17 protein-coding genes and 1 riboswitch are annotated in these 20,842 nt (G+C 66.7%); of the genes, 7 read left to right on the forward strand and 10 right to left on the reverse strand.

Annotated elements, in window-relative coordinates:
- Positions 1 to 70: 70 nt before the first annotated feature.
- The 3 genes from AC5P56_RS04855 to hslO all read right to left on the reverse strand — a co-directional run bounded on the left by AC5P56_RS04855 (position 71) and on the right by hslO (position 5,190).
- Positions 71 to 2,947: a TonB-dependent receptor plug domain-containing protein gene (locus AC5P56_RS04855; protein ID WP_014648072.1), complete on the reverse strand. Its 2,877-nt coding sequence runs from the start codon at positions 2,945 to 2,947 to the stop codon at positions 71 to 73.
- A 384-nt stretch (positions 2,948 to 3,331) separates the two neighbouring features.
- Positions 3,332 to 4,180 (reverse strand): XOO1806 family protein, encoded by an 849-nt coding sequence (locus tag AC5P56_RS04860; protein ID WP_014648071.1) that lies wholly within the window; start codon positions 4,178 to 4,180, stop codon positions 3,332 to 3,334.
- 116 nt (positions 4,181 to 4,296) lie between these two features.
- Positions 4,297 to 5,190, reverse strand: a complete 894-nt coding sequence (gene hslO / locus AC5P56_RS04865) for an Hsp33 family molecular chaperone HslO (RefSeq protein WP_049441306.1) — start codon at positions 5,188 to 5,190, stop codon at positions 4,297 to 4,299.
- Between the two features lie 77 nt (positions 5,191 to 5,267).
- Here hslO and mtgA point away from each other — a divergent pair, with 77 nt between their 5' ends.
- From mtgA to AC5P56_RS04880, 3 genes are all read left to right on the forward strand, one after another.
- Positions 5,268 to 6,017: a monofunctional biosynthetic peptidoglycan transglycosylase gene (mtgA, locus tag AC5P56_RS04870; protein WP_049441304.1), complete on the forward strand. Its 750-nt coding sequence runs from the start codon at positions 5,268 to 5,270 to the stop codon at positions 6,015 to 6,017.
- A gap of 64 nt (positions 6,018 to 6,081) precedes the next feature.
- Positions 6,082 to 7,101 (forward strand): glycosyltransferase family 2 protein, encoded by a 1,020-nt coding sequence (locus AC5P56_RS04875; RefSeq protein ID WP_142235283.1) that lies wholly within the window; start codon positions 6,082 to 6,084, stop codon positions 7,099 to 7,101.
- Positions 7,061 to 7,492, forward strand: a complete 432-nt coding sequence (locus AC5P56_RS04880; protein ID WP_012511858.1) for a CBS domain-containing protein — start codon at positions 7,061 to 7,063, stop codon at positions 7,490 to 7,492. Before AC5P56_RS04875 ends, AC5P56_RS04880 begins: the two co-directional genes overlap by 41 nt.
- A gap of 551 nt (positions 7,493 to 8,043) precedes the next feature.
- Here the strand turns inward: AC5P56_RS04880 and AC5P56_RS04885 are convergent.
- The 4 genes from AC5P56_RS04885 to AC5P56_RS04900 form a co-directional block, all read right to left on the reverse strand.
- Entirely contained in the window at positions 8,044 to 10,017 is a 1,974-nt protein-coding gene (locus AC5P56_RS04885) for an AsmA family protein (protein ID WP_075077174.1), read from the reverse strand.
- Positions 10,018 to 10,099: 82 nt separating this feature from the next.
- On the reverse strand, positions 10,100 to 10,738 hold the full coding sequence (gene trhA / locus AC5P56_RS04890; RefSeq protein WP_005410682.1) for a PAQR family membrane homeostasis protein TrhA: 639 nt from the start codon (positions 10,736 to 10,738) through the stop codon (positions 10,100 to 10,102).
- Between the two features lie 160 nt (positions 10,739 to 10,898).
- Entirely contained in the window at positions 10,899 to 12,503 is a 1,605-nt protein-coding gene (locus tag AC5P56_RS04895; RefSeq protein WP_014648065.1) for a peptide chain release factor 3, read from the reverse strand.
- Positions 12,504 to 12,569: 66 nt separating this feature from the next.
- Complete coding sequence (locus AC5P56_RS04900; RefSeq protein ID WP_046432023.1) at positions 12,570 to 13,454, reverse strand: M23 family metallopeptidase; 885 nt, start codon at positions 13,452 to 13,454, stop codon at positions 12,570 to 12,572.
- Between the two features lie 148 nt (positions 13,455 to 13,602).
- Positions 13,603 to 13,721, forward strand: a riboswitch (SAM riboswitch).
- Positions 13,722 to 13,798: 77 nt separating this feature from the next.
- Here AC5P56_RS04900 and metX point away from each other — a divergent pair.
- From metX to AC5P56_RS04915, 3 genes are read left to right on the forward strand one after another with little or no spacing between them, the layout of a single operon-like run.
- A complete protein-coding gene (gene metX, locus AC5P56_RS04905) occupies positions 13,799 to 14,830 on the forward strand; it encodes a homoserine O-succinyltransferase MetX (protein ID WP_014648063.1) in 1,032 nt (343 codons plus the stop codon).
- Positions 14,827 to 16,062 (forward strand): O-succinylhomoserine (thiol)-lyase, encoded by a 1,236-nt coding sequence (locus AC5P56_RS04910; RefSeq protein ID WP_046432019.1) that lies wholly within the window; start codon positions 14,827 to 14,829, stop codon positions 16,060 to 16,062. The genes metX and AC5P56_RS04910 overlap by 4 nt, the downstream gene beginning before the upstream one ends.
- The gene (locus AC5P56_RS04915) at positions 16,059 to 17,126 is read left to right on the forward strand and encodes a homoserine dehydrogenase family protein (protein ID WP_262088051.1); all 1,068 of its coding nucleotides are present in this window, start codon (positions 16,059 to 16,061) and stop codon (positions 17,124 to 17,126) included. The genes AC5P56_RS04910 and AC5P56_RS04915 overlap by 4 nt, the downstream gene beginning before the upstream one ends.
- Before the next feature lie 110 nt (positions 17,127 to 17,236).
- On the opposite strand, the gene AC5P56_RS04920 is transcribed toward AC5P56_RS04915, so the two are convergent.
- The gene (locus tag AC5P56_RS04920) at positions 17,237 to 18,232 is read right to left on the reverse strand and encodes an alpha/beta fold hydrolase (protein ID WP_014648060.1); all 996 of its coding nucleotides are present in this window, start codon (positions 18,230 to 18,232) and stop codon (positions 17,237 to 17,239) included.
- A gap of 203 nt (positions 18,233 to 18,435) precedes the next feature.
- The gene (locus tag AC5P56_RS04925; RefSeq protein ID WP_006464040.1) at positions 18,436 to 19,818 is read right to left on the reverse strand and encodes an L-serine ammonia-lyase; all 1,383 of its coding nucleotides are present in this window, start codon (positions 19,816 to 19,818) and stop codon (positions 18,436 to 18,438) included.
- A 99-nt stretch (positions 19,819 to 19,917) separates the two neighbouring features.
- Between AC5P56_RS04925 and AC5P56_RS04930 the strand changes: the two genes are divergently transcribed.
- Complete coding sequence (locus AC5P56_RS04930) at positions 19,918 to 20,148, forward strand: glutaredoxin family protein (protein WP_049441297.1); 231 nt, start codon at positions 19,918 to 19,920, stop codon at positions 20,146 to 20,148.
- Positions 20,149 to 20,266: 118 nt separating this feature from the next.
- On the opposite strand, the gene AC5P56_RS04935 is transcribed toward AC5P56_RS04930, so the two are convergent.
- Positions 20,267 to 20,839, reverse strand: coding sequence for a YceI family protein (locus AC5P56_RS04935; protein ID WP_014648058.1), 573 nt, complete (start codon positions 20,837 to 20,839; stop codon positions 20,267 to 20,269).
- Positions 20,840 to 20,842: the final 3 nt, after the last annotated feature.

The following is a 20,842-nucleotide window of genomic DNA, read 5'->3' on the forward strand; positions in this document are numbered from 1 at the left end:
CCGTCCATGGCGCACAAAGAACAACGGCCCCTTGCGGGGCCGTTGTTGCATCAGCTGATCAGACTGGCGATCAGAACTTCTGCTTGTACTGCATGTACATGAAGCGACCGATGTCGTAGCCGCCGTAATAGGAGAACTGCGAGTTCGGTGCCGAGTACATCTGCGGGCCGTAGTGGTCGAACACGTTACGTGCGCCGACGGCGATGGTCGCATTCCACGGTGCGTTCCAGGAAACCTGGACGTCGTGGAACATGGTCGAACCACGCTTGTTCATCGGCTGGTCGCGCACCGGATCCGGCGAACCGAAGTCCGGCAGGCTGCACTCGTCGCTGTAGTAGCAACGCTCCTTGACGCTGGAGAAGTAACGGGTGCCCCAGGTCACGCCCCAGTCGCCACGCTCCCAGCCCAGCACCAGGTTCGAACGCAGGCGGAAGTTGCTGCCGAAGCCGTTGAGGATCGACACCGGCACCTGCTGCGCATTGGTGGTCTTCAGCACGTTCTTGGTGACGTAGCTGTTCTGCAGGTTGGCGTTGAAGGTACCCCAGCTGTCGGTCTCGAAGCGGTACGCCACGTCGAAGTCGAAGCCTTCGGTTTCCTGGTAACCGGCGTTACGCGGTGCGTAGGTCAGGTTGATCACGTTGTGACGGTTAGGATCACGGGTGAACGAGTTGCAGCGCTCGGCGATGCCAAGCACGTAGCAGTCGTTCAGCTGGTCATCCGGGCTGTCGGTGACGATCGTGTTGGTGATCTTGATGTTCCACCAGTCCAGGCTCATGTTCAGGCCCTGGGCGAAGGTCGGGCTCCACACCAGGCCAACGGTCTTGGACTTGGACTTTTCCGGAGTCAGGTTCGGGTTGGAGACGGCGTTGAACGGGTCCGGCGTCTGCTCATCCGGACCGCTGGCCGGCACGTAGCCCTGGCGCAGCTGGCGGAAGGTGCTGGCGGTCGGGCCGATGGCCGCGGCGCAACGGGCAGCGACGCCCGGCTGGCCGGTCGAACCGAAGTCGGTATCGCACGGATCGGTGAAGTACGCGAAGGTCTGCGAGCTGCCACCGTACAGATTGTCGATGGTCGGCGCACGGAAGCCTTCGGCGTAGGTCGCACGCACCAGCAGCTGGTCGATCGGCTTCCACTTCAGGCCGAACTTGTTGTTGGTGGTGTTGCCGAAGGTGCTGTACTTCGAGTAGCGCGTCGCGGCGTTGAAGCTCAGTTCCTTGGCACCCGGCAGGTCGGCCAGGATCGGAACATTCAGCTCCAGATAGACTTCGTTGACGTCGTAACCACCACCGGTCGGGCCGGCGGCCAGGTCGGTCGAGTAGCCGGTCTGCGACAGGGCGTCCGGATTGTACGAACCCTTGTCCTCGCGGTACTCGTAACCCAGCGCGAAGCCCAGGTCGCCGGCGGGCAGGGTGAACAGGCTGCCGGCGATGTTCGCGTAGTAGGTCTTGGTGGTGACTTCACCGGTGTTCTTGGTGGTCGGGAACAGGAACTGCTGCAGATCCGGGTTGCCGGTCAGGCCACCGTCACCGGTACGGCCGTACGGAATGGCCGGGTTCCACGGCAGGCAGCCGCCGGCGCCCGGGCCATAGATCGGGTTGGAGCCATCGACCAGGCCTGCTGCCGTGCCGCACTCGACGCGGCCGGTGGCCGGGTTGTAGAACGACGGGCCGGTGGCGGCATTGACCGCCAGCACGTTGTAGTTGCCGGTCTGGCTCTGCTGGTTCTCCGAGTTCTGGTAGATGTAGCCGGCTTCCCAGTCGAAGTACTTGTCATTGAACTGGAAGCTGCCCTGCAGGGCGCCGGTGAAGCGGAAGGTGGTCAGCTTGTTGGTCGACAGGCGCGGCACTTCCCAGCCACGGCGCATGAAGCCCATGTCCTTGCCGAAGGGGTTGTAGTAGCTGTCGGCATCCCACTTGGCACCCAGGCGCTCATACGACGCAGACTGCAACGGATAGCCTGCGACCTGGGCCTGCGACTCACGACGGGTGTACAGCAGGTCGGAGACGAAGCGGATGTTGTCGGTCAGGTCGTACTGGACGTTGGCGAACACCGAGCGACGCTTGGTCGGCGTCAGCAGGTGCATCTGCGTATTGGAGTTGCTGGTGTCACCGGTGATGCCGGCGAAGTCCTGGTCGTGGTACTGGTTGACGTCGCGGTAGTCGCCACCGCGGTTCAGCACCAGCCAGTCATCGGTATCCGGATCGATGATGGTGCCCCACTGGCTGACCGGGCTCCAGTTCTGGGCCGGGTGGAAGGTGGTGCGCGGATAACGGCTGAACCAGCGATCCTTGGCCCACACTTCCTTTTCTTCGGCGTACTCGGCGCCGATGGTGATCGAACCGCGGTCACCGGTGAAGCCGGCCACGAAGTCGTAGCTGGTCTTCTGGCCGTCGCCTTCGCCGTACTGGCCGACGTAGGCGTTGGCTTCCAGGCCCTGGAAGTTCTTGCGGGTGATGATGTTGATCACACCGGCGATCGCGTCGGAGCCGTAGATCGACGACGCGCCGTCCTTCAACACGTCGATGCGCTCGACGATGGCCGACGGAATCTGCGACACGTCCTGCAGGCCGCTGACGCTGGCGCCGAGGCGCTTGCCGTCGACCAGCACCAGGGTGCGTTCGGCGCCGAGGTTGCGCAGGTCGATGTAGAAGCCACCGACGGCTTCACCGGAGGACAGCGGCTCGGAACGGCTGATGGCCGGGCTGCCGGCTGCGGCGATGTTCTGCAGGACGTCGGCGACCGTCTTGAAACCGCTCTTCTCGATCGAAGCGCGGCTGATGCTCAGAACGGGCTGGGCGGTTTCGGTATCGACCTGACGGATGCGCGAACCGGTGACCTCGATGCGGTCGAGGTTGGTGGCTTCCTGGGCGTGCGCCGTCGCGGTGGTGGCACCGGCGACAAGCGCGATCACAACTGCGTCACGCAGCTGGCTGGACTTGAGTTTCATTGGCTCTCTCTCTCCAAGAAATCTTGGCTGGGGTTAATGCCCGGCGGGGGAGCGAAAAAGCGCTCCCAAATCGCGAGGCTGACCCGATAGTAACGGGCGTTCGCCAAGAATTAAAGCTGTGTTAATCAAGCCTGTGATTTTGATAAAGATGCGCTTTTTCCATGCCAATCAATAGTTTACCGGCATGGTCAGGGCGCTCTGCCTCGTTTGTTAACGCAGAATGATGAAAAAAGTTTCGATTGAAATGTATCTCACTATGTCGGTGCGCAGCGTTTCATCGCCCAGCGGCGATTACCGGTTACGCAAGTGCGCGGCAGGCTTGCACATGCAAAAGGCGCCTTTCGGCGCCTTTGGGAATATCGTTGCTGAGCCTGTTTACCGGGATCAGAGATCCTGTTCGTAACGCACATACGGCACGGTGCCGTCGTCGTTGCTTTCGTTGCGCGGGGAGAACGGATTCTTGCCGCGGCTGATCACATTCTCGGCGCCGACGGTGAGCTGGCCGGACCACGGGGTACGCCAGGTCAGGCCGATGCCCAGGCCTTCCCACTTGCCGGGCTTGCCCGGGACGTCGACCACGCGGCCGATGATGCTGCCGGTGAAGTTGCCGTAACCGGCGCCGATGCTCAGGCTCTTGCTGTCCCAGCGATCGACGATGGCCGGCGAGGCGTCGGCCAGCGGAACCAGGCGCGCCTTGGCGTAGGTACCGGCAATGGAGACGAAGCCTTCGCGACCGATGTTCTTCTGCGCGAACACGGTCAGATCGTTCTGCTCGGCACGCAGCGAGGGCGTCTTGTTCGGGCCCGACAACCAGGCGGGCAGGGTTTCACGGCCAGTGCCGGCGGTGATGCCCAGGCGGCTGTTGCCGCGGTTCAGCGCGGCGGTACCGCTGAAACGACGGCTGTTCAGATCATCCTCGTCGCCCAGGCTGGCCAGCATGCAATGGCTGGCCAGACCGCTGATGCTGGTGCCGCTGCTGCTGTTGCAGAGCAGGCCCAGCGAATCGCCGGAGGACAGGCCAAAGGCCGCGTCCAGCGAGTTGCGGCCGAAATGCCAGCGGGCGCCGGCCGCCTGTTCGCCGGTCGGCTCAAGGTACAGCAGCGCCTCGACCTTGCCGCTGCCCTTGTTCCAGACCGGCAGCACGGTGCGGGTGTCCTTGCTCTGCGCATGCACGCCCGTGATCGCGCCAAGGGCGATCAGCAGGGCCAGCGGTAGACGCAGGAAGGTACGCATCGGACCAGTTCAGACAGGGACAGACAACGGAAGTTCCCGTGGGGACGGGAACTCGATCCTAGGGTGTTTATGAATTCTTAACAAGCCTTGATCCTCCCCAGGTACAAGACTGCCGTTCACTGAAGTCGTTCAGGCGCCGGTACAGCCCCCTGGGCGCCGTGGAACAGTATGCCGAACTCCGTCAATGGAAAGTGATACTCGCGTCCGCAGAATTCGCAACGCACCTCGACGGCGCCAGTGTCCTCGGCGGCCGCTCGGGCCTCCTCTTCCCCCAGCGACTGCAGCATGCCGGCCACCCGCTCGCGCGAGCAGGAGCAGGCGAAGGAGAGCGGCTTTTCACCCAGCAGCTCCGGCCGCTCCTCGTGGAACAGGCGGTGCAGCAGCTGCTCGGCCGGGGTCGCCAGCAGTTCGGCCTTGCCCAGGGTCTCGAACAGGGCGCTGGCGCGCGCCCAGCCATCTTCGTCGCCTTCGTCGCCCGGCAGTTTCTGCAGCAGCAGGCCGGCGGCACCGTTGCGGTCGGCCGCCAGCAGCAGGCGGGTGGGCAGCTGCTCCGACTGGCGGAAGTAGTCCTCGAAGGCCTCGTCCAGTTCCGGCGCGGTCAGCGCGACCAGGCTCTGGTAGCGCTGCGGCTCGCGCGGGTCCAGGCCGGGGTTCTCGATGGTGATGGCGAGGATGGCGTCATCGCCGAGGCTGGACAGATCACGCGGCGCGTCGGCGCCTTCGCTGAGCTGGGCGATGCCACGCAGGGTGCCGCCCGCGGTGCATTCGGCGAACAGGGTGCGCAGGGAAGTGCTGCTGCGCAGCTGCACTGACAGGCGGCCGTCGATCTTGGTGTGGCCGGTGAACAGGGCCGAGGCGACACAGGCCTCGCCGAGCAGCTCGGCAGCGGCGTCCGGGTACACGGCGTGGGACAGGATTTCCTGCCAGGTGGCCTGCAGGTGCACATGCACGCCGCGGACGCCGGCGTCGGGGAGCAGGAAACGGATCAGGGAATCGGAGTTGGCGGTCATCGGCTCACATCGCGCGTAAACGGGGGCGGTTGCCGGATAATGCGCCGACAACCAGACAGAAGAAGGATGCACCAGTAATGGGGGCAGCGGGAGAGCAGCACAAGGTAGTGGCGGAGGTGGCCGCGCCGCGCCGGCGGCGCTGGCGCTGGAGGCGGCTGCTGTGGCTGCCGGTGCTGCTGGCTGCTTTCAGCTGCCTGCAGGTGCTGGTGCTGCGGTTCATCGACCCGCCGGTGTCCACGGTGATGCTGTGGCGCTACGGCGAGGCGCTGGGCGAGGCGGACTGGTCCTATCGGCTGCATTACCAGTGGCGCGACCTCGACCAGATGGCGCCGAGCCTGCCGATCTCGCTGGTGGCGGCCGAGGACCAGCGCTTCCCCGACCACAATGGCTTCGATCTGCAGGCCATCGAAAAGGCCCGCGACCATAACGCCAGGGGAGGGCGCCTGCGTGGCGCCAGCACGATCAGCCAGCAGGTGGCCAAGAACCTGTTCCTGTGGCAGGGCCGCAGCTGGATCCGCAAGGGCCTGGAAGTCTGGTACACGGTGCTGATCGAGGCGCTGTGGCCGAAGGAGCGCATCCTGGAGATGTACGCCAACATCGCCGAGTTCGGTGATGGTGTGTACGGTGCGCAGGCGGCAGCCCAGAAATACTGGGGTAAGGACGCGGCCCGGTTGAGCCCGGCCGAGAGTGCGCGACTGGCGGCGGTACTGCCGGCACCGCGACGCTACAACGCGGCCGCACCGGGGCCGTATGTGCAGCGGCGCGCCGCATGGATCCAGCGCCAGGCGCGCCAGCTGGGAGGCGCGTCATACTTGTCGGAGGACTGAGGCAGGCGTGGCGTGAGCGGCGGGCGACGGGTCGTGCGCCTGGCCGGCAATGTACAATCCGGGCATGACCCGCGAACGGCTCACTTTTGTCATCGCCGCCTACAACGAGGCCCTGGCATTACCGCTGCTGCATCCACGGCTGTGCGCAGTGCTGGACGGCATGCCCGACATCGACGGCCACATCCTCTATGTGGATGACGGCAGTCATGACCGCACATGGGAGGTGATCGCGGAGTTGGCCAAGGCTGATGCGCGCGTCTCGGCGCTGAAGCTGTCGCGCAACTTCGGCAAGGAGGCGGCGCTGACCGCGGGCCTGGATCTGGTGCACGAGGGGGCAGCGATGATCCTCGATGCCGACGGCCAGGACCCGCCGGAGCTGGTGCCGCAATTCGTCGCGCGCTGGCGCGAGGGCCATGACAACGTCTACGGCACGCGCATGGCCCGCGATGGCGAGTCCTGGATCAAGCGCGCCACGGCAGCGATGTTCTACCGGGTGATGGGTCGCCTGTCGCGTACGCCGATCCCGGCCGATACCGGAGATTTCCGCCTGCTGTCCCCGCGCGCGCTGAACGCCCTGCGCGGGATGCGTGAGCGCCACCGTTTCATGAAGGGGCTTTTCAGCTGGGTAGGCTTCAAGCGGATTGCCGTGCCCTATCACCGCCACGCGCGCGTGGCCGGCACCAGCAAATTCAGCCTGTGGCGGCTGTGGAATTTCGCCCTCGAAGGCATCACCGGCTTCTCGACTGTGCCGCTGCGGGCGGCCACCTACCTGGGACTGGCAACCGCCGCAGTCGCGTTCGTGTTCGGCCTGTGGGTGATCGTGAAGGCGGCGCTGTATGGCGACCGGGTGGCGGGTTGGCCGACGATGATGGCGGTGATCCTGTTCCTGGGGGGAGTGCAGTTGATCGCGCTGGGGCTGGTGGGAGAGTACCTGGGGCGGCTGTACGAAGAGTCCAAGCAGCGGCCGTTGTACCTGGTTGACGCGTGGCTAGCATCCGCCGTGGCAGACTCGGCCCTGCAACCCACCCTCGGAGGGCAGGCAGATGACGACGGTACGGCAGCTGTTGGATGGCAAGTCTCCTGAAGTACATGCGGTCGCGCCGGACGCGGCGGTGATCGATGCGATCCGGTTGATGGCGGAAAAGGGCATCGGTGCGGTACTGGTGATGGACGGGCCGCGGCTGGTCGGGATCCTGTCCGAGCGTGACTACGCGCGCAAGATCGTGCTGCGTGATCGTTCATCGCGCGATACCGCGGTGGCGGAGATCATGACGGCGCAGGTGGTGACGGTGTCGCCCGGTGAGCAGGTGGAGCATTGCCTGCAACTGGTGACCGACTACCGCATCCGCCATCTGCCGGTGGTGGAGGGCGCGCAGGTGCTGGGGGTGATCTCCATCGGTGACTTGGTGAAGTCGGTGATTGATGCGCAGCGGCGCGAGCTGGACCAGCTGCAGCAGTACATCGTGGCGGGGTGAGGTGTTCACCGGCGGGCCTGCGGCCCGCCGGCCCGCTTTTCGAAGCTCAAAGCCAAAGCCAAAGCCAAAGCAGCGCCTTCCTGATGCGGGGGAGGCGGAGGGCATGGCCATGCAGGACACGCCGTAAACCCCGCTCCGCGGTCCGGCCCAGCCGCTGGCGGCTGTGCGTTCGGGCGCTTGCGAAGCAGTGCTTCGCAAGCAAAGCGCCCTCACCCATGGGGGCTCGATGGCGCCTTGCTCGTGTGCGCTGTCCTGCGCACACGGCAAGACCGGGGTTGGGCGTCTTGCCCAACCTGCCCGAGGCATGCCTCGGGCCCATGGCGCCAACGGTCCTGCACGGCCATGCACTCCGCCTCAGGACTCGTCCCGCGAGTGCGGTGGGTTGCCCGTCGGTTGACTGCCTTTGGTAGCTGCCAACCTTGGTTGGCAACAGCTTTTGACTTTGCTTTTTTCTTTTGACTTTGAATTTCCGCTCTCGTTCCGCGCGCGCAGGAAACTGTCACTCGTCCCCCTCAAACCACGACCAATCCAGGCGCCACGAACGAACGCTCCTACTTCGCATACTGCCCCCCGCAGTCGGCATCCTTGCCCGGCCCCAGTTCGATGGTTGCCAGCAATGCCGCCGGCGGGGCGATGCTGCCCAGTGCCAGGGCCACCGCGCCGCGGATGCCCAGCGCCTTGAAGTCCGGGCGGAACGACGGGTCCTTGAAAGTGCCGGCGATGTGCAGTGGCGAGCGCAGCACCAGGATGCTCTTGTCCTTCGGGCGTGGCTTCAACAGCAGGTCCAGGCTCTCGTCGCGCAGGCTGACCGTGCCTTCGCCGATGAGGATCGTGTCGGTGGTATCCACCGCCAACGCCTGGCTGGTCATCAGGCCGTCGCGCACGCCGAAGTCGGCGAAGGCGCAACGCAGGGGGATCTGCTTGTCGCCGGTCACCAGGAATTTCAGCGACTCGGTGATGTCCAGGCCGGCCAGTTCCATCACCAGGTTGCCGACATGGCCACGGCCCATTGCCAGGCCGACCTTGCCGCTGCTGCTGCCGAGCATCGCGGCGATCGAATTGCCGCGGCCACTCAGGTCCACCTCGCCGCCGATGCCGCCCTTGGCCTGTTCGGCCAGCTTGGCGTCGGGGAACAACTGGCCAAGCTGCACGCCGCGCACACTGGCCTTCAGCGCGGTACTGATCTGCGGCTGGCGCGCGTCCATGCGGATCGTGCTGCGGATGTCGCCGCCGGCGACGCCGAAGTTCAGTGGGTCCAGCCGCAGCACACCGTCATCCAGCAACAGGTGTGCATCCATGTCGTCCAATGGCAATGACGGCGCGTTGATGCGGTGGGCTTTCCAACGCACGTCGGCATCCATCGCACGCAGCTTGCCGAGGTTGTAGGGCGTGTCCGGCAACACACGCGCACGCGCGGCGACCCGTGCGGCCTCGGCCTTCTGCTCTGCATTGGCGGTTTCGCCGCCGCCGGTCTTCGGTGGCGCACCGACGAAGCCGGCCAGGTCATCGAAGTCCAAGCGTCTGGATTCCAGCGTGGCGGTCAGTCGCGGGCGCGCGCCTCCCACTTCGAACTGCAGGTTGCCACCGAGGTCGCTGTCGCCGACCTTGCCGGTGAACTGCTCGTAACGCCAGAGGTCGTGGTCACGCTTGAGCCGACCATTCAACGCGTAGGGCGGGGACGGCGGAATGGCGATGCCGAGCAAGGGGTAGAGGTCGGCCAGGTCCTGGCCGCTGAGCGCGAACTGCAGGTCGAACACGCGCAGCTGGAAGGGATTGGTCAATGTGCCGCTGGCGACGGCGTGGGTGGCGCCAGCGCGACCGTCGAGGTGGATGCGGAACGGGTGGCCGCTGTCGGTCAGCTCCAGCGGTGATTCAGTACCACCGCGCAGGGTGAACGGATTGCCCTGCCAGCGTCCCTTGCCCTGCACCAGCAGCGGTGGCGCCGCGTCGGCCTGTTTCGGCTGGCCGCTGCGCACGTCCACGCGGATATCGGTGCGGCCGAGCGCATCGAGGAACTGCAGGCGACCGTCATCGACGCGCAGCCGTTTGAGCTGGGGGCTGGTCCCGCCGGCGCTGTCACCGAGGAAATCCCAGTTGCCCGGTTCGCCTTTGCGCGGGGCGGTTTCCAGCAGCACGTCCGGCCGGGTCAGGCGCACTTCGGGCAGCTGCACGCTGCCGCGCAGCAGGGGCCAGACCCGCACGTCGATCTCGACGCGGTCGGCGCTGGCCATATCGGGTTGTTTCGCCCAGCTGGCATTGGCGAAGGTGACCGCATCGGCGCGGATCGTGCTGGTGCGGCCGAGGTCGACATCAAGGTTCCCGATGTGCAGCACGCGGCCGGTGCGTGCCTGCACCGCGCGCTCCACCGGCCCCTTGAACCAGTTCCAGTCCCACAACGCGATCAGTACCAGGATCGCCGCCAGCAGGAAGATCAGGATCGTGAGCCAGCGCCGGCCTCGTGGGCCGGGGCGGCGGAGGCGCCAGCGGGGCGTGCGCTTTGCGGCAGGGGAGGCGGCAGCATTCACGCTGCCATGGTTGCCCCCTCTTCGTGGACAGGGCGCGAAGCGACCATGTGCATGGTGTGCACGCGCTGCCGTCGAGCGGCCGTTACAGCACCTGCATGGTGACCGCGACGAAGTGGCAGACGCTGCCGCCGATCACGAACAGGTGCCAGATGGCATGCGAGTACGGGATCGATTCACGGTGGTAGAAATAGGTCCCCAGCGTGTACGACAGGCCGCCGGCGAACAGCCAGGTGAGGGTGCCGCCATCGATCGAGGCCCACATCGGCTTGATCGCCACGACCACCAGCCAGCCCATGGCGATGTAGATCACCGTTGAGAGCACCTTGAAGCGGCCGGTGTAGAACAGCTTGAACACCACGCCGCCCAGCGCCAGCGCCCAGATCGCGGTGAACAGGCCCCAGCCCCACGGACCGCGCAGGCCGATCAGGGTGAACGGGGTATAGGTGCCCGCGATCAGCACATAGATCGCGCAATGGTCGAACACCTTCAACCGGCCCTTGGCGACCGGATGCTGGATGGCGTGGTACAGCGTGGAAGCGGTGTACAGCAGCAACAGCGCGATACCGAATACGATCGCGCTGGCCAGCTGCCAGCCGTCGCCGTAGATCGCCGCCAGGGTGATCAACACCGCGCTGGCGGCCAGGGCGAATACCGCGCCCAGGCCATGGGTCAGGGCGCTGGCGATTTCTTCACGGATCGAAGCAATGGACGTCGTGGACATGGCGTAGGCATTGTTCGCGGGGAGGGGGACCCGCACCCCCTTATCATCGCCGCGATGGGCGATGCGTGCACGCCTGTCACCGTATGGTGGGTGAATGCCTGCCTTGCGTTGGCTGGGGTCAGAGCCCTTTCCTGCCGGAAAGGGATCCGACCCCGTGGCATCAGCCTGCCGAAACGGTATGCGCCGCTTCGCGGGTGGCCGAGAAGCGCACGTCCGGCGAGCGTTCCTGGGCCAGCTGCAGGTTGACCCGGGTCGGCGCCAGGTAGACCAGGTGCCCGGCGGCATCCAGCGCCAGGTTCAGCGCGTTCTTCTCGCGGAACTCTTCCAGCTTCTTCTCGTTGCTGCAGTGGACCCAGCGCGCAGTGGTCACGCTCACCGGCTCGAAGGTGGCTTCCACGCCGTACTCGTCCTTCAGGCGGTAGGCGGCCACGTCGAACTGCAGCACGCCGACGGCACCCAGGATCAGGTCGTTGCTGGTGAGCGGGCGGAAGAACTGGGTCGCGCCTTCCTCGGACAGCTGGGCCAGGCCCTTCTGCAGCTGCTTGAGCTTGAGCGGATCGCGCAGGCGGGCGCGGCGGAACAGTTCCGGGGCGAAGTTGGGGATCCCGGTGAAGGTGACCGCTTCGCCTTCGGTGAAGGTATCGCCAATGGAGATGGTGCCGTGGTTGTGGATGCCGATCACATCGCCCGGCCACGCCTCGGCGGCGATCTCACGGTCGCTGGCCATGAAGGTCAGCGCGTTGGCCAGCTTCATTTCCTTGCCGGTACGCACGTGGAAGGTCTTCATGCCGGCGCTGAAGCGGCCCGAGCAGACCCGCATGAAGGCCACGCGGTCGCGGTGCTGCGGGTCCATGTTGGCCTGGATCTTGAACACGAAGCCGGTCAGCTTGTTTTCTTCCGGGGCGATCTCGCGGCCGGTGGTGGAGCGCGCCTGCGGTGCGGGTGCGTGTTCGACGAAGAAGTCCAGCAGCGGCTGCACGCCGAAGTTGTTGACGCCCGAGCCGAAGAACACCGGCGTCTGCTTGCCCTCGCGGTAGGCCTGCAGGTCGAACGGGTGGCTGGCGCCCTGCACCAGTTCCAGCTCGTCGCGCAGGTCGGCCAGCATCTGTGCACCGATCTTCTCGGCCAGGCCGGGAGCATCGATGGACGGGAAAATGGTCGAGTCCTGGCGGGTGAAGTTGCGGCCCGGTTCGTACAGGTGCACTTCGCCGGTCAGCAGGTGGACCACGCCCTTCAGGCGCTGGCCCATGCCGATCGGCCAGGTGACCGGCGCGCACTGGATGCCGAGCACGGTTTCCACTTCATCCAGCAGCTCGATCGGGTCCTTGCCCTCGCGGTCGAGCTTGTTGATGAAGGTCATGATCGGGGTGTCGCGCAGGCGGCACACTTCCATCAGCTTGATGGTGCGCTCTTCCACGCCCTTGGCCACGTCGATCACCATCAGCGCCGAGTCCACCGCGGTCAGCACGCGGTAGGTGTCTTCGCCGAAGTCGGCGTGGCCGGGGGTGTCGAGCAGGTTGACGATCTTGCCTTCATACGGGAACTGCATCACCGAGGAGGTGACGGAGATGCCGCGCTCCTTTTCCAGCGCCATCCAGTCGGAGGTGGCGTGGCGGGCAGCCTTGCGGCCCTTGACCGAACCGGCCATCTGGATCGCGCCCCCGAACAGCAGCAGCTTTTCGGTCAGCGTGGTCTTGCCGGCGTCAGGGTGGGAAATGATGGCGAAGGTGCGGCGACGCGACGCTTCGTTGGCGACTTCGGACATGGCAGTGGCGCCCGCCCGGGGCGCTTTTCAAAGAGATAAGCGCCCGATTATACCGGCCGGGGGCGGTCAGCGCCCGGTACCGCCTTCGGCCTCGCCCTGGCGGGCGAACTGCAGCTGGCCCTGCTCGGCGAAGATGCGCACCGGCACCGAGCGCAGGCCCATGCCGCGATTGACCTGCACCACGAAGTGCAGGTGCGGGGCACTGCTGTAGCCGCTGTTGCCAGACAGGCCGATCGGCTGTCCGGCCCCTATCGCCTGGCCACGACGCACGCGCATGCCGCCGGCCTGCAGGTGGCCGTACAGCGCCATGCTGCCGTCGCTGTGCAGCACGCGGATGAAGTTGGCGCGGGCACCATCGCGTTCGCGGTCCTGGCCGTTGCCACGGAAGCCATCCTGGATCTGCATCACCGTACCCTCGCGCGCGGCCAGCACCAGGGTGCCCTCCGGCAGTGCGAAGTCGACCGCGTCGCGGTTCTCCTCGTCGTCATGGCTGAATCGTCCCTGCGGCGCCTGGTCCACGCGCAGGCGCGCCGCATCGAATGGCAGGCGGTAGGCGACATCTTCGGCCTGTGCGGCCGGGTTGCCCGGCACCGACTGCAGGCGCAGATCCAGCATGCGGCCATCGATCGGGGCGGGCAGGTGGCCGACTACCAGGCTGCTGTCGCCCTGGATCAGCGACTCGACCGGGAGGCCTTCGACCGGGTGCCCGGGGGCGGCGCGCAGCTGGATCTGCAGCGGCCCTGCCAGCCCGTTGTCGATCCGGGCCTGCCATTGCGTACCGACCGGCTGCAGGCGCAATTGGGCCATGGGGGCGGCGCCCTCGGCACTGCCTGCGCGGGTGGCCGGGGCGGAAGGGGGAGCCAGTCCCCAGCCCTGGCGCCAGTCGCCGGCGTGTGCGGTCGCGCTCGCCAGCAGAGGCAGCAGCAGGCAGGACAGGGGCAGGCGCGACATCGGCGTTTCCAGCGGAATGGACCGCCCGGACTGTACCCGATCCTGAACAGGGCGACCGGGACGGCCTTCGCATAGCTGTCCCAAGAATATTCATCGCTTTATCCGCATGAAGGGATTGACAGTGCCGGAAAGGGCTGGCATCGTGGCCCCACCATCGAGACCGGCAGAGGGACAGGCCCTTTGAAGCCGGGGCAGCCCGCAGGCGCGCAAGCGTCTGCGTAGGTGCCAAATCCTGCGGGGACCGTGGCGTCCACCGAAAGATGGTTCGAACCATGCACCACACGTGCATCTCGAACGCGGGCCCCGCGAAGGCTCGATGGCCGATTCCCCAACCGGATCCCGCCATGAGCTTCGCCGCCAGTACCGCCATTCGCCCCGAACCCTTTGTCCCCGTCAGCGTGCCGGTCGAAGACCGCGTGCATGCCGAGCGCGGTGAGTTCGCCGCGGTGCTGTCGATGCGCCACGCCGGCCCCAGCCCGGTGCGCCTGCGCTATGAGTGGGTCGGTCCGGCCAATGCACCGGTGGTGGTGCTGGCCGGCGGCATTTCCGCCCATCGCCACGTGGCGTCCAACACGCAGTTCCGCGAGAAGGGCTGGGCCGAAGACCTGGTGGGCAGCGGCCGCGCGCTGGATCCGCAGCAGCTGCGCGTGCTGGCCTTCGACTTCATCGGCGCCGACGGTGCACTGGATGTGCCGATCGATACCGCCGACCAGGCCGATGCCTTGGCGCTGCTGCTGGACCATCTCGGCATCCGCACGCTGAAGGCCTTCGTTGGCTATTCGTATGGCGCGCTGGTCGGCCAGCAGTTCGCGATCCGTCATCGTGCCCGCGTGCGCCAGCTGGTGCTGGCCAGCGGTGCGCACCGACCGCATCCGTATGCCGCCGCCTGGCGCGCATTGCAGCGCCGCGCGGTCGCGCTGGGCCAGCTGCAGTGCGGCGAAGACCACGGCCTGGCCCTGGCCCGGCAGTTCGCCATGCTCAGCTACCGCACCCCGGAAGAGTTCGGCGAGCGCTTTGATGCTGCGCCGGAGGTCATCAATGGCCGCGTGCGCGTGGCTGCCGAAGACTATCTCGACGCGGCCGGTGCGCAGTATGTCGCGCGCACGCCGGTGACCGCTTACCTGCGCCTGTCCGAATCAATCGACCTGCACCGCGTCGATCCCACCGCGATCCTGCCGCCGACCGTGGTGGTGGCCGTGGAGGGCGACCGCCTGGTGCCGCTGGCCGACCTGGTCGGCCTGGTCGAAGGGCTGGGCCCGCGCGGCAGCCTGCGCGTGCTGCGCTCGCCCTATGGCCACGATGCCTTCCTCAAAGAAACCGATCGCATCGATGCGATCCTCGCCACCGCCTTCCGCACTTCTGGAGAGTCCGCATGAGCCTGCACGCCAACGAGCCGTCCTGTAGTCGTACCACTGCCGCCGTCCGTGCCGGCATCGATCGGGATACCGCGCATGGCGCGGTCACGCCGCCGATCGTGCTGTCGTCGAACTTCAGTTTTGAAGGCTTCGGCAACAAGCGCCAGTACGATTACACGCGCAGTGGCAACCCGACCCGCGACCTGCTGGGTGAAGCGCTGGCCGAACTGGAAGGCGGCGCCGGCGGCGTCATCACCGCGACCGGCATGGGCGCGATCAACCTGGTGCTGAACGCGCTGCTGCAGCCGGGCGACACCCTGGTGGTGCCGCACGATGCCTACGGCGGCAGCTGGCGGCTGTTCAACGCGTTGGCAAAGAAGGGGCACTTCGAACTGGTCACCGCCGACCTGACCGATCCGCGAGCGCTGGCGCAGGCGCTGGCCACGCAGCCAAAGCTGGTGCTGGTGGAAACCCCGTCCAACCCGCTGCTGCGCATCACCGACCTGCGCTTCGTCATCGATGCCGCGCACAAGGCCGGTGCCCTCGTGGTGGTCGACAACACCTTCCTGTCACCGGCGCTGCAGCAGCCGCTGTCGTTTGGTGCGGACCTGGTGCTGCATTCCACCACCAAGTACATCAATGGCCACAGCGATGTGGTGGGTGGGGCGGTGGTCGCGCGCGATCCGGCGCTGCACGAGCAGCTGGTGTGGTGGGGCAACGCGCTGGGCCTGACCGGTTCGCCGTTCGATGCCTTCCTGACCCTGCGCGGCCTGCGCACGCTGGATGCGCGCCTGCGCGTGCACCAGGAAAACACGGCGTCGATCGTTGCCCTGCTGGACCAGCATCCGGCGGTCGGCGCGGTGTACTACCCGGGCCTGGCCGATCACCCGGGCCACGCCATCGCCGCGCGCCAGCAGAATGGCTTCGGCGCGATGCTGTCATTCGAACTGGCGCACTGCGCCGGTGATGATCCGCATGCGGCGGTGCGTGCATTTGTGGACGGGCTACGCTGTTTCACCCTGGCCGAATCGCTGGGCGGCGTCGAAAGCCTGATCGCACATCCGGCCACGATGACTCATGCGGCGATGACCGCCGAAGCGCGTGCAGCCGCCGGCATCAGCGAAGGGCTGCTGCGCCTGTCGGTCGGCATCGAGGCCGAGCGTGACCTGCTGGCCGATCTCGGCGCCGCGCTGCAGCGCGCCGAAGCGGTGATCGATGCGGCCGCCCGCCGCAAACAGGTGGTGGACGCATGAGCGCACTCGCCGCTGACATTCCTGCGCTGGGGGCGGGACGCCTGGCGCTGCTCGGTACGGGCACGGTCGGTTCGGCCTTCGTACAGCGCTACCAGGCGCTGCAGGCACGCGGGTTGGAGCTGCCCAGCGTGCAATGGCTGGCCAACTCGCGCACCGCGCTGGAGATCGATCGCGACCTGGCGCTGCCCTTGGAACTGGCACGTCGAGCCCCCCGCGATGGCCACAGTTCGCCACCATGGGCGAGCGCCGAAGGGCTGGAGCGTGGCGACGTGGTGGTCGATGCCACGGCCAGTGAAGACGTGGCCGCCCGTCACGTGCAATGGCTGGCGCGCGGCGTGCATGTGGTGACCGCCAACAAGCTGGGCCGGGGCGCGCAGCTCGCCCGCGCGCGGGCCATTGCCGAAAGCTGTGCCGACAGTGGCGCGCGTTATGGCGACAGTGCCACCGTTGGTGCCGGGCTGCCGCTGTTGAGCAGCCTGCGCGCGCTGGTGGCCGGTGGCGATCACATCCATGCCATCGAGGGCGTGCTGTCCGGCTCGCTGGCGTGGCTGTTCCATCGCTATGACGGCCAGTCGCCGTTCTCGGCGGCGGTGCGCGAGGCGCTGGCGGCCGGTTATACCGAGCCAGACCCGCGCCTGGACCTGTCCGGCGAGGACGTGCGCCGCAAGCTGCTGATCCTGGCGCGCAGCAGCGGGCTGGCGCTGGATGCGTCGCAGGTACAGGTGGATTCACTGGTGCCTGAAGCGCTGGCAGCGTTGCCGCTGGAGGATGCCGTGGCTGCCTTGGAGCAGCTGGATGCGCCGCTGCAGGCGCGTTGGCAGCAGGCACGTGACAACGGCCGCGTGCTGCGTTTCGTTGGCCGTGTTGACAGCGAAGGTGCGCAGGTGGGCCTGCGCGAACTGCCGGCCGATCATCCGCTGGCGCAGGGTGCCGGCACCGACAACCGCGTGGCCATCCACAGCGATCGCTACCGCCACCAACCCTTGTTGATCCAGGGGCCGGGTGCCGGCGCGGAAGTCACTGCGGCTGCGTTGCTGGATGACGTGCTGCGGATCGTGGGTTGATCGCATTGTTCCTGTAGCGCCGAGCCCACGCTCGGCTGCTCCTGACAGAACCCCGGTCCTGCCGCATGAGCCGAGCGTGGGCTCGGCTCTACAGAGGGCACGCCTGCCGGTCAGCGGGACTTCAGGGCCTTCAACAACGCGCTGTTGAACTGCTTGGGGTCCTGCACCTGCGGCGAATGGCCCAGTTCGGCGAACTCGACCAGCGTCGCGCCGGGAATCGCTGCGGCCGCTGCTTTGCCCAGCACCGGATAATTGCCCAGCGTCGCCTTCACCGCAGGCGGCGCCAGGTCGCGCCCGATCGCGGTGCGGTCCTTCTGGCCGATGAACAGCGTGGTCGGCACCTGCACGTGCTTCAGTTCGTAGACCACCGGCTGGTTGAACACCATGTCCGAGGCCAGCGCCTGGCTCCATGCAACGGCCTGCTTGCCCGGGCCTTCGTACATGCCCGACTGCATCCGCGCCCACGGTTCGTAGGCCGGTTTCCATTTGCCGTCGTAGTACACCTCCAGCTGGTAGCGGCGGATGCTGTCATAGCTGATGTTCATTTCGCCGGCGTACCACGCGTCGACGCTGCGCCAGGGGACGCCCAGCGCCTTCCAGTCCTCCAGCCCGATCGGATTGACCAGCGACAGGCTGCGCAGGTCCTGCGGGAACATCAGCGCGTAGCGCACCGCCAGCATGCCGCCCATCGAATGACCGACCAGGTGCACCGGGACGTCACCCAGTTGCAGCTGTTGCAGCAGGGCATGGGTGTTGGCGGCCAGCTGCGCGAACGAATACTGGTAACGCTCGGGCTTGCTGGATTTGCAGAAGCCCACCTGGTCCGGGGCGATCACCCGATAGCCGGCGGCGACCAGTGGCTTGATCGATTCCTTCCAGGTGGCGGCACAGAAGTTCTTGCCGTGCAGCAGCACCACCACGCCGATGGGTGCCTTCTTCGGCGCGATGTCCAGGTAGGCCATCTCCAGCGGCTGCCGCTGCGATTCCAGCGCGAAGGTCTTCACCGGATAGCCGTAGTCGAAACCCTCCAGCCGAGGCCCGTAGGTGGGGGCGGCCAGGGCGGCCAGCGGAAGGCAGGCAAGCAGGGCGGCAGCGATCACGCGCATGGGGCAATCCGGGGTGGGGAAGCCCCGAGCCTAACCGGAACGCGGTGACGGTGTCGCCCGTTCGGGCAAGGGTGACCGGGTAGAGTCGACTGTTGGTCGACTGCTCTTCCCTCAGGCCGCGGAAATCCCGCGCTGCGCGCGATGGTCGACTGACAGTCGACTCTACCTGTGGCCCGTCGCCATCGCGCCGGAGCCGGTCGCCCTCAGCACTCGATGACGTTCACCGCCAAGCCACCGCGGCTGGTTTCCTTGTACTTGTCCTGCATGTCGCGGCCGGTATCGCGCATGGTCTTGATGACCTTGTCCAGCGACACCTTGTGCTTGCCGTCGCCACGCATCGCCATGCGCGAGGCATTGATCGCCTTCACCGCGCCCATTGCATTGCGCTCGATGCAGGGAATCTGCACCAGGCCGCCGATCGGGTCGCAGGTCAGGCCCAGGTTGTGTTCCATGCCGATTTCCGCGGCGTTCTCGATCTGGCTCGGGTTGCCCCCCAGCGCCGCGACCAGGCCACCGGCCGCCATCGAGCAGGCCACGCCCACTTCGCCCTGGCAGCCCACTTCGGCACCGGAAATCGAAGCATTTTCCTTGTACAGGATGCCGATCGCCGCCGAGGTCAGCAGGAAATCGAACACGCGCTGTTCGTTGGCGCCGGGGCAGAAGCGGTCGAAGTAATGCAGCACCGCCGGCAGTACGCCGGCCGCACCGTTGGTCGGTGCGGTCACCACGCGGCCACCGGCAGCGTTCTCTTCGTTCACTGCCAGTGCGTACAGGTTGACCCAGTCCAGCGTCGTCAGCGGATCGCGCATCGCCGCTTCCGGCTTCGACGACAGCTCGCGGTACAGCGCCGGTGCACGACGGCCGACCTTCAGGCCACCCGGCAGCACGCCCTCCTCGCGAATGCCGCGGGTGACGCACGACTGCATCGCGCTCCAGATCTCGCGCAGCTGGGCGCGGATCTCGTCTTCGCTGCGCCAGCACTTTTCGTTCTCGAACATCAGCTGGGCGATGCTCAGGCCGCTGCGTGCGGTCTGTGCCAGCAGCTCGTCGCCGCTCTTGAACGGGTAGGGCAGCGGGGTTTCATCGGGCACGATGCGGTCATCGGCTGCGTCGTCCTGGTTGACCACGAAGCCACCACCGACCGAGTAGTAATCGCGGGTGGCGATCACTTCGTCGTCGGCGTTGTACGCGGTGAAGCGCATGCCGTTGGTGTGGTAGGGCAGCTTCTGGCGCTTGTTCATGCCGAGATCGCGCTTCTCGTCGAAGGCGATCTCGTGCTGGCCCATCAGCTGGATGCGCTTGCTGCTGCGGATGCGCTCCAGGGTGGCCGGAATGATGTCCGGGTCGATCAGGTTAGGCCGTTGGCCTTCCAGGCCCAGCAGGATCGCCTTGTCGGTGCCATGGCCGCGGCCGGTCAAGGCCAGCGAGCCGTAGACATCGGCGCGGATGCGCGCGACCTCGTGCAGGCGACCCGGGTCGAGCAGCCAGCGATGGATGAATCGCTCGGCGGCCTTCATCGGTCCGACGGTGTGCGAGGAGCTCGGGCCAATGCCGATCTTGAAAACGTCGAACGTGCTGACAGCCATGGATGCCAAACTGCGGGTACCGGACAAGCGGCTATTCTAGCGGCTTGCCGGGCCATCCGATGGCTGCGGCGCAGCATTTCCGCCACGGGAGCCTGACTGGTGCTGACCCTGATCCAGCGTGACGATTGCCACCTGTGCGACCTGGCCCTGGCCGAGCTGGCCAAGGCGCGGGCGCCGGAGTTCGAATCGGTGTTCCTGGATGACCAGCCGGCGCTGGAAGCGCGCTATGGCACGCGCGTGCCGGTGCTGCGCGACGAGCGCGGCGAGCGCGAGCTGGACTGGCCGTTCGATGCGGCCACGGTGCAGGCCTGGTTGGCCGTCGATCGGTAGTGCCGGCCGCTGGCCGGTAACCCCTCTGTTCCCGGTGATGCCGGCCAGCGGCCGGCACTACCGGATGCGTTGCGATGCCCGGTGATGCCGGCCGCGGGCACGGCATCACCGGATGGTCTTATTTCGCGTCGAACTTCACGATCGTGCTGATCGCGGTGTCGTCCGGAATGGTCTTGGTATCGGCCCAGTCACCGCCGCCGACGCCGAAGTCCAGGCGCTTGACCGTGGCCTTGCCGGTCAGCACCGGCTGGGTGCCCGGCTTCCAGGTGAAGGTCAGGGTGACCGGCTTGCTGACGCCGCGCAGTTCCAGGGTGCCATCGGCGGCGAACTGGTCGTTGCCCACGGCGCGGAAGCCCTTGGCGGTGTAACGCGCGGTGGCGAACTTGCCGACATTGAAGAAGTCGGCGCCCTGCAGGGTCGAGTCACGGTCGCTGTTGCCGCTCCTGGCGCCTGCCAGCGGAATCACCACATCCAGCGAACCGGCGGCCGGGTTGGCCGGGTCGAAGCTGAGCTTGGTGGCGAAGCCCGGGAAGCTGCCGGTGAACACTTCGCCGTCGTACTTGCTGGCGAACACCAGGATCGAGCCGGCACCGGGGGCCTGCGCATACTCCGCAGCGAGCGCCGGGGCGGTGGCCAGCATGCCGGCCAGGGCGGCAGCCACGGCGGCCGGAGTGGTCAGTTTCAGGTTCATCGG

The organism is Stenotrophomonas sp. YJH_SMC_131, from assembly GCF_059367975.1.

Coding starts and splice junctions, on each gene's coding strand:
- AC5P56_RS04855 (WP_014648072.1), bottom strand. CDS start 2,947: ATGAAACTCAAGTCCAGCCAGCTGCGTGACGCAGTTGTGATCGCGCTT.
- AC5P56_RS04860 (WP_014648071.1), bottom strand. CDS start 4,180: ATGCGTACCTTCCTGCGTCTACCGCTGGCCCTGCTGATCGCCCTTGGC.
- hslO (WP_049441306.1), bottom strand. CDS start 5,190: ATGACCGCCAACTCCGATTCCCTGATCCGTTTCCTGCTCCCCGACGCC.
- mtgA (WP_049441304.1), top strand. CDS start 5,268: ATGGGGGCAGCGGGAGAGCAGCACAAGGTAGTGGCGGAGGTGGCCGCG.
- AC5P56_RS04875 (WP_142235283.1), top strand. CDS start 6,082: ATGACCCGCGAACGGCTCACTTTTGTCATCGCCGCCTACAACGAGGCC.
- AC5P56_RS04880 (WP_012511858.1), top strand. CDS start 7,061: ATGACGACGGTACGGCAGCTGTTGGATGGCAAGTCTCCTGAAGTACAT.
- trhA (WP_005410682.1), bottom strand. CDS start 10,738: ATGTCCACGACGTCCATTGCTTCGATCCGTGAAGAAATCGCCAGCGCC.
- AC5P56_RS04895 (WP_014648065.1), bottom strand. CDS start 12,503: ATGTCCGAAGTCGCCAACGAAGCGTCGCGTCGCCGCACCTTCGCCATC.
- AC5P56_RS04900 (WP_046432023.1), bottom strand. CDS start 13,454: ATGTCGCGCCTGCCCCTGTCCTGCCTGCTGCTGCCTCTGCTGGCGAGC.
- metX (WP_014648063.1), top strand. CDS start 13,799: ATGAGCTTCGCCGCCAGTACCGCCATTCGCCCCGAACCCTTTGTCCCC.
- AC5P56_RS04910 (WP_046432019.1), top strand. CDS start 14,827: ATGAGCCTGCACGCCAACGAGCCGTCCTGTAGTCGTACCACTGCCGCC.
- AC5P56_RS04915 (WP_262088051.1), top strand. CDS start 16,059: ATGAGCGCACTCGCCGCTGACATTCCTGCGCTGGGGGCGGGACGCCTG.
- AC5P56_RS04920 (WP_014648060.1), bottom strand. CDS start 18,232: ATGCGCGTGATCGCTGCCGCCCTGCTTGCCTGCCTTCCGCTGGCCGCC.
- AC5P56_RS04925 (WP_006464040.1), bottom strand. CDS start 19,818: ATGGCTGTCAGCACGTTCGACGTTTTCAAGATCGGCATTGGCCCGAGC.
- AC5P56_RS04935 (WP_014648058.1), bottom strand. CDS start 20,839: ATGAACCTGAAACTGACCACTCCGGCCGCCGTGGCTGCCGCCCTGGCC.